This window comes from Pseudomonas sp. R38(2017) (assembly GCF_002112395.1).
GTDB lineage: Bacteria > Pseudomonadota > Gammaproteobacteria > Pseudomonadales > Pseudomonadaceae > Aquipseudomonas.
In genome coordinates this window covers 364,544-375,032 of sequence record NZ_NEHN01000007.1, presented here as the reverse complement: position 1 = coordinate 375,032, position 10,489 = coordinate 364,544, and the positions used below count along the sequence as shown (strand labels likewise).

Sequence of the window (10,489 nt, the reverse complement as noted above, 5' to 3'; positions counted from 1 at the left end):
GTCGAAAAACGTGTAACTCATTGAGTTTCAAGGAGTTTTCCGTTTCGACTGCGCCGGAAGTGGGGCGAATTATAGGCCTCCAGAATCTGCCGTCAACCCCCTATTTTCATAAATCTGTCACATCGGTCAAAAAAGCCCTAAAACAAGAAGGCCGACCTTAAAAGGTCGGCCTTCTTTGCAATGCCCTTCTACTTACAGGCTAGGGAAAGCGAACTGCGAAGCTTCATGGCTCGCACGCTGCGGCCAGCGCTGGGTGATCGCCTTGCGACGGGTGTAGAAGCGCACGCCATCCGGACCATAGGCATGCAAGTCGCCGAACAACGAACGCTTCCAGCCGCCGAAGCTGTGGTAAGCCACCGGCACCGGCAATGGAACGTTGACGCCAACCATGCCGACTTCGATCTCGTCGCAGAACAGACGCGCCGCTTCACCGTCGCGGGTAAAGATGCAGGTGCCGTTGCCGTATTCGTGATCGTTGATCAGTTGCATTGCTTCTTCCAGGCTGTTCACCCGAACGACACACAGCACAGGCCCGAAGATCTCCTCTTTATAGATGCGCATCTCAGGGGTGACGTTGTCGAACAGGCAGCCACCGAGGAAGAAGCCTTCTTCATGACCGGCAATGCTCAGACCACGACCATCGACCACCAGGGTCGCGCCCGCCGCCACGCCGTCATCGACATAACCGCTGACCTTGTCACGAGCCTGACCAGTAACCAACGGCCCCATATCCAGACCGCAAGAAGTACCGGCACCGATTTTCAATGCCTTGATCTGTGGAACCAGCTTCGCAACCAGTGCATCGGCTACCTGGTCACCCACACATACGGCCACCGAGATCGCCATGCAGCGCTCGCCACATGAACCGTAAGCCGCGCCCATCAGTGCGCTGACCGCGTTGTCCAGATCTGCGTCCGGCATCAACACCGCATGGTTCTTCGCGCCACCCAGTGCCTGCACGCGTTTGCCACGCTTGGTGCCCTCGGCATAGATGTACTCAGCAATCGGCGTCGAGCCCACGAAGCTCAGCGCTTTGACTTCCGGCGCTTCGATCAGCGCGTCCACCGCAGTCTTGTCGCCGTGCACTACGCTCAGCACGCCTTTGGGCAGGCCGGCTTCCAGCAGCAGTTGAGCGATCAGCAGGGTCGAGCTCGGATCACGCTCGGACGGCTTGAGGATGAAGCAGTTGCCACAGACGATCGCCAGCGGATACATCCACAGTGGCACCATGGCCGGGAAGTTGAACGGGGTGATGCCGGCCACTACGCCCAGCGGCTGGAAGTCCGACCAGGCATCGATGTTCGGGCCGACATTGCGGCTGTACTCGCCCTTGAGGATTTCCGGAGCGGCACAAGCAAACTCGACGTTCTCGATACCACGCTTCAGTTCACCGGCAGCATCTTCGAGGGTCTTGCCGTGTTCTTCACTGATCAATTGCGAGATGCGCGCTTCGTTCTGCTCCAGCAGTTGCTTGAAACGGAACATCACCTGGGCACGTTTTGCCGCAGGCGTGTTACGCCAGGCCGGGAACGCAGCCTTGGCAGCATTGATGGCTTTCTGGATGGTTTCCTGGCTGGCCAGTGGCAGCTTATGGATCGCCTGACCGGTGGACGGGTTGAACACATCGACTGAGCGACCGTTCTCGGTCACCAGTTCGCCATTGATCAAATGCGGGATAACGCTCATCGAAAACTCCTGAATTCTTGTCCACGGGCACCCACCATGGGGTGTCCGTTTTTGTGGGTATATATAGAAGGAAAAATCAGTCGAGCTTGTTCAGCACTTCGCCGACCGCGTCGAACAGACGATCAAGGTCTTGCGGCTTGCTGTTGAAGGTTGGGCCGAACTGCAGGGTGTCGCCGCCGAAGCGCACGTAGAACCCGGCTTTCCACAACGCCATGCCGGCTTCGAACGGACGCACGATGGCGTCGCCGTCACGGCCCGCGATCTGGATCGCGCCGGCCAGGCCGTAGTTGCGGATGTCGATGACGTTCTTCGCACCTTTCAGGCCGTGCAGGGCATTTTCGAAATGCGGTGCGACTTCGGCCACGCTCTGTACCAGGTTTTCCTTTTGCAGCAGGTCGAGTGCTGCCAGGCCTGCGGCGCAAGCCACCGGGTGCGCGGAATAGGTGTAGCCGTGCGGGAATTCCACGGCGTATTCCGGGGTCGGCTGGTTCATGAAGGTCTGATAGATCTCGGAGCTGGCAATCACCGCCCCCATCGGGATCGCGCCGTTGGTGACTTGCTTGGCGATACACATCAGGTCCGGGGTCACGCCGAAGGTGGTGGCGCCGAACATGGTGCCGGTACGGCCGAAACCGGTGATCACTTCGTCGAACACCAGCAGGATGTTGTGCTGATCGCAGATCTCGCGCAGACGCTTCAGATAACCCTGTGGCGGAACCAGCACGCCAGCAGAACCGGCCAGAGGCTCAACGAACACCGCAGCGATGTTCGAAGCGTCGTGCAACTCGATCAGCTTCAGCAGCTCATCGGCCAGCGCGATACCGCCCTGCTCCGGCATGCCACGGGAGAAGGCATTGCTCGCCAGCAGAGTGTGCGGCAGGTGATCGACATCCATCATCGCCTGACCGAACAGCTTGCGGTTGCCATTGACGCCGCCGAGGCTGGTACCGGCAATGTTCACGCCGTGGTAGCCACGGGCACGACCGATCATTTTGGTTTTGGTCGACTGGCCTTTCAGGCGCCAGTAGGCACGGACCATTTTCACTGCGGTATCGGCGCACTCGGAACCGGAGTCGGTGAAGAACACATGGTTCAGGTTGCCCGGGGTCAGATCGGTGATCTTCTCGGCCAACTGGAACGACAGCGGGTGACCGTACTGGAAGCCCGGCGAATAATCGAGCGTGCCCAACTGCTTGGCCACCGCTTCCTGGATTTCCTTGCGGGTATGCCCGGCGCCACAGGTCCACAGACCGGACAGCGAGTCGTACACCTTGCGGCCCTTGTCGTCGATCAGCCAGCTGCCTTCGGCACCGACGATCAGACGCGGGTCGCGCTGGAAGTTGCGGTTGGCGGTGTACGGCATCCAGTGCGCGTCCAGCTTCAGTTGGCTGGCCAGTGGCGACGACGCGTTTTCAGGCATGTTCATCGGGCAAAACCTCGCAGGGCAATAAGCTTCAGGGAGATAAAAGTCGTTGTTGCAGCTAAGTTGCCACGCCGATAAAGTCGGTGAAATCCAACTCTTCTAACCTTCAGTTAGAACCTTGCTAAACAATGAGAACAACAAGATGAGCAGCCGTCGCCCCGATCCACTGGCCCAGGTGAGTGACTTTGACATTCGCCTGTTGCGGATTTTTCGCAGCGTGGTGGAGTGCGGCGGCTTCTCGGCGGCGGAAACCGTGCTCGGCATAGGTCGCTCGGCAATCAGCCAGCAGATGAGCGATCTGGAACAACGCCTCGGCCTGCGTCTGTGCCAGCGCGGGCGCGCCGGTTTCTCCCTGACCGAAGAAGGCCGTGAGGTCTATCAATCGGCGTTGCAGCTTCTAAGTGCGCTGGAAAGTTTCCGCACCGAGGTCAACGGCCTGCACCAGCACTTGCGTGGCGAGTTGATCATCGGCCTGACCGACAACCTCGTCACCCTGCCCCACATGCGCATCACCCACGCGCTCGCGCAGTTGAAAGAGCGCGGGCCGGACGTGCAAATCCAGATACGCATGATCGCCCCCAACGAAGTCGAACAAGGTGTGCTCGACGGACGCCTGCACGTTGGCGTGGTGCCGCAGGCCAGTGCGCTGTCGGGACTGGAATATCAGCCGCTGTACAGCGAGCACTCACTGCTTTATTGCGCGGTCGGCCATCCGCTGTTTTACGTCGACGATAAACAGCTGGATGACGAACGCCTGAACAGTCAGGACGCCATCGCGCCGACCTTCCGCTTGCCGGCGGAGATCCAGGCGCATTATCAGGCACTCAATTGCACCGCCAGCGCCTCCGACCGCGAGGGTATGGCATTCCTGATTCTGACCGGACGTTACATCGGTTATCTGCCAGATCACTACGCCAGTCTCTGGGTACAACAGGGACGGCTACGAGCGCTCAAGGCCAAAACGCGGTTCTATGACTTGAGCCTGGCCTCGGTCACCCGCAAGGGCCGCCGCCCGCATCTGGTACTGGAAAGTTTTCTCGAAAGCCTGGCCGCCACCCGCTGATGACCGGCGTTTTATTGCCTGGGGCTTGTCGCAGACCGATGGTTGCGCTATCAACGCAACTGGTTGCACCCCACAGACAAACCCGGAAGTGCCTATGACCTTTGAAGTCCCCGCTCACGGCGGCAAACCTGCCAGCCGCATTCGTCAGAAGAACGAAGAGACCATCATCAAAGCCGCCGAAGACGAGTTCGCCCGTCACGGGTACAAAGGCACCAGCATGAACACCATCGCCACCAAGGCCGGGTTGCCCAAGGCGAATCTGCATTACTACTTCACCAACAAGCTCGGGTTGTACGTGGCGGTGCTGAGCAACATCCTCGAGCTGTGGGACAGTACCTTCAACACCCTGACGGCCGAGGACGATCCGGCCGAAGCGCTGACTCGCTACATCCGCGCGAAAATGGAATTTTCCCGTCGCCAGCCACAAGCGTCGCGAATCTTTGCGATGGAAGTGATCAGCGGCGGCGAATGCCTGACCGAGTATTTCAACCAGGACTACCGCGCCTGGTTCCTGGGTCGGGCCGCGGTGTTCCAGGCGTGGATCGATGCCGGCAAGATGGACCCGGTAGATCCGGTGCACCTGATTTTCCTGTTGTGGGGCAGCACCCAGCATTACGCTGACTTCGCCACCCAGATCTGCCGGGTGACCGGTCGCAGCAAGTTGACCAAACAAGACATGGAAGACGCCGGCAACAACCTGATCCGCATCATTCTCAAAGGCTGCGGCCTCACTCCTTCTCTATAAGATATTTATGCCTTTCACCCTCCGCGACTTTTGCGAGTTTCGCGAAGAGATTCGCAAAAGCCGTTTCATCACCTTCGCCGCGCCGATCGGCAGCCCTGCCGAGGCGCAAGCTTTTATCGAGCAGCACAGCGACGTGAACGCCTCGCACAATTGCTGGGCGTGGAAACTCGGCGACCAGTACCGCAGCAACGACGACGGTGAACCGGGCGGCACCGCCGGACGGCCGATTCTCGCGGCCATCGAGGCGCAGGATTGCGATCAGGTCGCCGTGCTGGTAATCCGCTGGTACGGCGGCATCCAACTGGGCACCGGCGGATTGGCCCGAGCCTATGGCGGCGGCGCCAACAAGTGCCTGCAAGCCGCAGTGAAAATCGAATTGATCAACCGTGTGCCCTTGCGTTGTGCCTGCGGGTTTGCCGAGCTGGCGCTGGTGAAATTGCGGGTGGCGGATCTCGGCGGTCTGGTGGTGGAGGAAAACTTCACCGCCAACGGCGTCGAATTGCAGCTGGCAGTGGGGGAAGCGCAGATCCTGTTGCTGCAAAACCAACTGGCCGATCTCAGCCGCGGGCGCATCCTGCTCCAGCGCTGAGCCTGCAATATTTCAGGGCACGACACGATTGGCTTATTCCACCGACTTGCCCACATCAGCTGTGCACCCGACTGTGGATAACCTGAGCACACACCGCTGTAACCCTTCTGTCACGTGGCTTTGCGCGATTTGTACACTTTTCGCCCAAAGCACCTGAAAAAAGTTTAATTCCAAACAAAAACAATCAGTTAGATCTGTTTATCGCCATTGGGAGATAGCACCGTTGCGCTTATGCCAAGGTTGTCCGATTGCGCACAAATACTGTGGAGCAACCTGTGGATAACCCGTTCATGACTCCCGTAGTCGCACGTGCAGCTTGGCTCAGACGGGATTGCTCGTTTTTTAACCAGAATTTCACGAACAAAACTGGAGCCTGAGCAAAAGCCTTGCGCTTAATTGGTGCCGCGCATCGTGGCAGTTTTACCTTCGTGGCTCTACAAGAAGGGTCGCCGGGCAAGCGCTTGACGGGTTCCTGACTCAATGGCCAGGAAATTGCTTTATCCACAGGCACAACTCCAAGCAACCCGAGCCTGTCATGCCAAATCCCACGTCCCCACCGCGCCTGCAACTGCGCCACATCAGCAAGCGTTATCCCGGTTGCCTCGCCAATGACGCCATCGACCTGAGCATCGCCCCCGGTGAAATCCACGCGCTGCTCGGTGAAAACGGTGCCGGTAAAAGTACGTTGATGAAAATCATCTACGGCGTCACCCAGGCCGATTCGGGTGAGATGCAGTGGCAGGGTCAACCGGTGACCATGCGCAACCCCGCCCAGGCGCGGCAGTTGGGGATCGGCATGGTGTTTCAGCATTTTTCGCTGTTCGAGACTCTGAGCGTTGCGCAAAACATCGCACTGGCGATGGGCCCGGCGGCCGGTTCGCCGAAACAGCTTGAAGCGAAAATCCGTGAAGTGTCGCGCCGATACGGCATGGCGCTGGAGCCCCAGCGACTTGTCCACAGCCTGTCGATCGGCGAGCGGCAACGGGTCGAGATCGTTCGTTGCCTGATGCAAGACATTCGCTTGCTGATTCTCGATGAACCGACCTCGGTGCTCACGCCGCAGGAAGCCGACGAGTTGTTCATCACCCTGCGCCGACTCGCGACGGAGGGCTGCAGCATTCTGTTCATCAGCCACAAACTCGGTGAGGTGCGCGCCTTGTGCCACAGCGCCACGGTGCTGCGTGGCGGGCGGGTTGCCGGGCATTGCGTGCCGGCCGATTGCAGCGATCGGCAACTGGCGCAATTGATGGTGGGCGACGCCGCGACATTGATCGGCGAGTTCACGAAGGTCAGCGGTGGCGCGGCGTTTTTGCAGGTCAGCGGATTGAACTGGCACAACCCGGATCCGTTTGGCTGTTCCCTGAGCGACATCGACCTGCAGGTGCGCAGCGGTGAAATCGTCGGCATCGCTGGCGTGGCAGGCAACGGTCAGGACGAGTTATTGGCCTTGCTCAGCGGCGAACAGACATTGCCCCACAACGCAGCGCCAACCATCCGCTTCCGAGAACACGCCGTCGCTGATCTGCGCCCGGATGCGCGACGCAAACTCGGTCTGGCGTTCGTCCCCGCCGAACGTCTCGGGCATGGCGCGGTGCCGGACATGAGCCTGGAGGACAATGCCCTGCTTACCGCCTTTCAACAAGGCCTGGTCAGCCACGGCTTGATCGAGCGCGGCAAGGTCGAAGCCCTCGCCGAAACGATCATCCAGCGCTTCGGAGTGAAAACCCCGGACACTCAAACCGCTGCCCGCAGCCTGTCCGGCGGCAATCTGCAGAAATTCATCCTTGGCCGGGAAATCCTCCAGCAACCGAAACTGCTGATCGCCGCACATCCGACCTGGGGCGTGGATGTCGGCGCGGCGGCCACCATCCACCGCGCTCTGATTGCCCTGCGCGATGCCGGGGCGGCGATTCTGGTGATTTCCGAAGACCTCGACGAACTGTTCCAGATCAGCGATCGCCTCGGCGCGCTGTGCGGCGGGCGTCTGTCGGCGTTGCAGGACACCGCGCTGACCCGACTCAGCGACGTCGGCGGCTGGATGGCCGGCCAATTCGCCACCCCTCAATCACAACCGGCCACGGTTTAACGGAGTTTTCCCATGTTGCTTTCCCTCGAACCCCGTGGCCGGCAGTCGCGCCTGATGCTGTGGTGCTCGCCACTGTTGGCGGCGGTGCTGACCCTCGGCTGTGGCTCGTTGCTGTTCATCGCCCTCGGTCATGACCCGCTGCAAACCTTGCACACCTTGTTGGTCGCGCCGGTCAGCGACCTGTATGGCGTCTCGGAATTGCTGGTCAAGGCATTGCCGATCCTGCTCTGCGCCCTGGGTCTGGCGGTGGCCTATCAGGCGCGGATCTGGAACATCGGCGCCGAAGGCCAATTGTTGCTCGGCGCGTTGGCCGGCAGTGCGCTGGCGGTGAACCTCATCGATATGCAAAGCCGCTGGGCCCTGGTGCTGATCCTGCTCATCGGCACACTCGCCGGTGCCGCGTGGGCCGGGCTCACCGCTTGGTTGCGCACACGCTTCAATGCCAACGAAATTCTTACCAGCATCATGCTTAATTACATCGCGCTGAACCTGCTGCTGTTCTGCGTCCACGGGCCATTGAAGGACCCGGCCGGGTACAACTTTCCCGAGTCGGCGATGTTCGGCGACGCCAGCCGCCTGCCGCTGTTGATGGAGGATGGCCGGGTTCACGCCGGGGTGTATTTCGCCCTGCTCGCGCTGGTGGTGGTGTGGGTGTTGTTGCAGAAAAGCTTTGTCGGTTTCCAGATCAAAGTGCTCGGGCTGGATAAACGCGCGGCGGGTTTTGCCGGTTTTCGCGAGAAACGTCTGATCTGGCTCGCGCTGTTGATCAGCGGCTCACTGGCCGGGCTGGCCGGGGTGTGCGAAGTCACCGGGCCGATCGGGCAACTGGTGCCGCAAGTCTCACCCGGATACGGCTATGCAGCGATCACCGTAGCGTTTCTCGGGCGGCTCAATCCCATCGGTATTCTGTTTTCCAGCCTGTTGATGGCGCTGCTGTACATCGGTGGCGAGAGCGCGCAGATGACGCTGAACCTGCCGCAGGCGATCACCCAGTTGTTCCAGGGAATGATGCTGTTTTTTCTGCTGGCCTGTGACGTGCTGATCCTCTACCGACCACGCCTGAGCCTGCGCTGGGCGCGGCGCACATCTACTACTGCCGTAACCGCCGGGGCGCTGTGATGGATATCGATCTGCTGAGCAATATTTTCTACGCCATGGTGCGCTGCGGCACTCCGCTGTTGCTGGTGGCGCTGGGTGAACTGATCTGCGAAAAGAGCGGCGTGCTCAACCTCGGGCAGGAAGGGATGATGCTGTTTGGTGCCGTGATTGGTTTCATCGTCGCCTTCAGCACCGGCAATCTATGGCTCGGCGTGGTGTTGGCGATGCTCGCCGGGATGCTGTTGTCGTCGCTGTTTGCTCTGGTGGCGCTGGTGTTCAATGCCAATCAGGTGGCGACCGGGCTGGCACTGACGATTTTTGGCGTGGGCCTGTCGACCTTTGTCGGCGCAGCGTGGGTTGGCAAACCGCTGGCCGGTTTCGAGCCGCTCGCCATTCCTTACTTGAGCGAAATCCCGCTGATCGGCCGCATGTTGTTTGCCCAGGATCTGCTGGTGTATCTGTCGTTCGCGCTGTTTGCGCTGGTGGCCTGGGTGATCGTCAAAAGCCGTATCGGGCTGATCATTCAAGCGGTCGGCGAGAACCCGGACGCAGCCAGTGCCATGGGGCTGCCGGTGCTGACCGTGCGTACACTGGCCGTATTGTTTGGCGGAGCGATGGCCGGGTTGGCCGGAGCTTATCTGTCGCTGGCGTACACGCCGATGTGGGCCGAGAACATGACCGCCGGGCGTGGCTGGATCGCCCTCGCGCTGGTGGTGTTCGCCAGTTGGCGGGTGTGGCGACTGTTGCTCGGCGCCTATCTGTTCGGACTCGCCAGCATCCTGCACCTGGTGGCGCAGGGGTTGGGGCTGGCGATTCCTTCGAGCTTGCTGGCGATGCTGCCGTATGTCGCGACCATTCTGGTGCTGGTGTTGTTGTCGCGGGATGCAGTGCGTACACGGTTGTATGCGCCGGTATCACTGGGGCAGCCGTGGCAGGCCGGGCATTAAGCCGTGACGGCTCGCGACAGCGGCCGAACCGGCAATGCCTGAGCGATGCCCCACGCCACTTCGAGAACCAGGAAACCCATCACCAACGAACTGGCACCGTGGGCCAGGGCATACGTCATCCACGCCGCGAACAGAAATCGCGTCACCGCGTCATAGCGCCCATAAACCGGCTGCGGATCACGAATCCGCAGCACCGACCACATGCACACCACAGAACCGAACAGATTCGCCATCAACAGATGCGCAGGTTCGAACGCCGGCAACTCACCGGGCAATTCCAGCGCCTGACTCAACGCCGTCAACAACCCATGCAACACTGCAAAACTCCATGGCGTGACAAACGCCACTGTCACGATCAAGTCATACCAGGCGCTGCCGCGCACCAACTGCCGATACTGCGTTGAAGTCCACATCATCCTTGCTCCGCAAATTAAGGGAGCATCCACGGTAAAGCCTGGAGTATGCTCCAGGGTCAAACACTTTCGAGACCTGCAAGATGCGCATCGGTGAGTTAGCCCAGGCCTGCGATGTCAGCCGTGACACGCTGCGTTTTTACGAGGAGCGCGGATTGATCGCGGCGCAACGCAGCGCCAACGGTTATCGCGACTATCCCCCGGAGATGGTGCAATTGGTTCTCTACATCAAAACGGCGCAGCGTCTGGGCTTTACCCTCGGCGAGATCGGCAGCAGCGTTGGCGCGTTGTGGCAATCGCCAAATCCCGACACCACCGTCACGCAACTGTTGCAAGACAAACTCAAGCTGGTCGAAACCCGCATCGCCGAACTCGGCGAGCTGCGCCACGAATTGCAGCATCGGCTCGGTCAACGCTGTCCATTGAACCCGTGATCTTT

The 10,489-nt window shown here is 60.2% G+C and carries 10 protein-coding genes; 7 read left to right on the top strand and 3 right to left on the bottom strand.

Going from position 1 to position 10,489, the window contains the following annotated elements; translation table 11 throughout:
* Nucleotides 1-192: 192 nt before the first annotated feature.
* Both CAF87_RS20320 and CAF87_RS20315 read right to left on the bottom strand, forming a co-directional pair.
* Nucleotides 193-1,686 (bottom strand): CoA-acylating methylmalonate-semialdehyde dehydrogenase, encoded by a 1,494-nt coding sequence (locus CAF87_RS20320; protein WP_085732790.1) that lies wholly within the window; start codon nucleotides 1,684-1,686, stop codon nucleotides 193-195.
* A 76-nt stretch (nucleotides 1,687-1,762) separates the two neighbouring features.
* Entirely contained in the window at nucleotides 1,763-3,112 is a 1,350-nt protein-coding gene (locus CAF87_RS20315) for an aspartate aminotransferase family protein (protein ID WP_007958518.1), read from the bottom strand.
* A 139-nt stretch (nucleotides 3,113-3,251) separates the two neighbouring features.
* Between CAF87_RS20315 and CAF87_RS20310 the strand changes: the two genes are divergently transcribed.
* The 6 genes from CAF87_RS20310 to CAF87_RS20285 all read left to right on the top strand — a co-directional run bounded on the left by CAF87_RS20310 (nucleotide 3,252) and on the right by CAF87_RS20285 (nucleotide 9,637).
* Nucleotides 3,252-4,172 carry a LysR family transcriptional regulator gene (locus tag CAF87_RS20310; RefSeq protein WP_085732789.1) on the top strand — a complete coding sequence of 307 codons (921 nt, stop codon included), beginning with the start codon at nucleotides 3,252-3,254 and terminating at the stop codon, nucleotides 4,170-4,172.
* Between the two features lie 94 nt (nucleotides 4,173-4,266).
* Nucleotides 4,267-4,917: a TetR/AcrR family transcriptional regulator gene (locus CAF87_RS20305; protein WP_085732788.1), complete on the top strand. Its 651-nt coding sequence runs from the start codon at nucleotides 4,267-4,269 to the stop codon at nucleotides 4,915-4,917.
* Nucleotides 4,918-4,924: 7 nt separating this feature from the next.
* On the top strand, nucleotides 4,925-5,506 hold the full coding sequence (locus CAF87_RS20300) for a YigZ family protein (protein ID WP_085732787.1): 582 nt from the start codon (nucleotides 4,925-4,927) through the stop codon (nucleotides 5,504-5,506).
* A gap of 535 nt (nucleotides 5,507-6,041) precedes the next feature.
* Nucleotides 6,042-7,592 carry an ABC transporter ATP-binding protein gene (locus tag CAF87_RS20295; RefSeq protein ID WP_085732786.1) on the top strand — a complete coding sequence of 517 codons (1,551 nt, stop codon included), beginning with the start codon at nucleotides 6,042-6,044 and terminating at the stop codon, nucleotides 7,590-7,592.
* Nucleotides 7,593-7,604: 12 nt separating this feature from the next.
* Nucleotides 7,605-8,711 carry an ABC transporter permease gene (locus CAF87_RS20290; protein ID WP_085732785.1) on the top strand — a complete coding sequence of 369 codons (1,107 nt, stop codon included), beginning with the start codon at nucleotides 7,605-7,607 and terminating at the stop codon, nucleotides 8,709-8,711.
* The gene (locus tag CAF87_RS20285; RefSeq protein WP_085732784.1) at nucleotides 8,711-9,637 is read left to right on the top strand and encodes an ABC transporter permease; all 927 of its coding nucleotides are present in this window, start codon (nucleotides 8,711-8,713) and stop codon (nucleotides 9,635-9,637) included. The genes CAF87_RS20290 and CAF87_RS20285 overlap by 1 nt, the downstream gene beginning before the upstream one ends.
* Here CAF87_RS20285 and CAF87_RS20280 read toward each other — a convergent pair.
* On the bottom strand, nucleotides 9,634-10,050 hold the full coding sequence (locus CAF87_RS20280; protein WP_085732799.1) for a hypothetical protein: 417 nt from the start codon (nucleotides 10,048-10,050) through the stop codon (nucleotides 9,634-9,636). The two genes, CAF87_RS20285 and CAF87_RS20280, sit on opposite strands and share 4 nt — an antisense overlap.
* 83 nt (nucleotides 10,051-10,133) lie before the next feature.
* Between CAF87_RS20280 and CAF87_RS20275 the strand changes: the two genes are divergently transcribed.
* Nucleotides 10,134-10,484: a MerR family transcriptional regulator gene (locus CAF87_RS20275; RefSeq protein ID WP_085700934.1), complete on the top strand. Its 351-nt coding sequence runs from the start codon at nucleotides 10,134-10,136 to the stop codon at nucleotides 10,482-10,484.
* Nucleotides 10,485-10,489 lie beyond the last annotated feature (5 nt).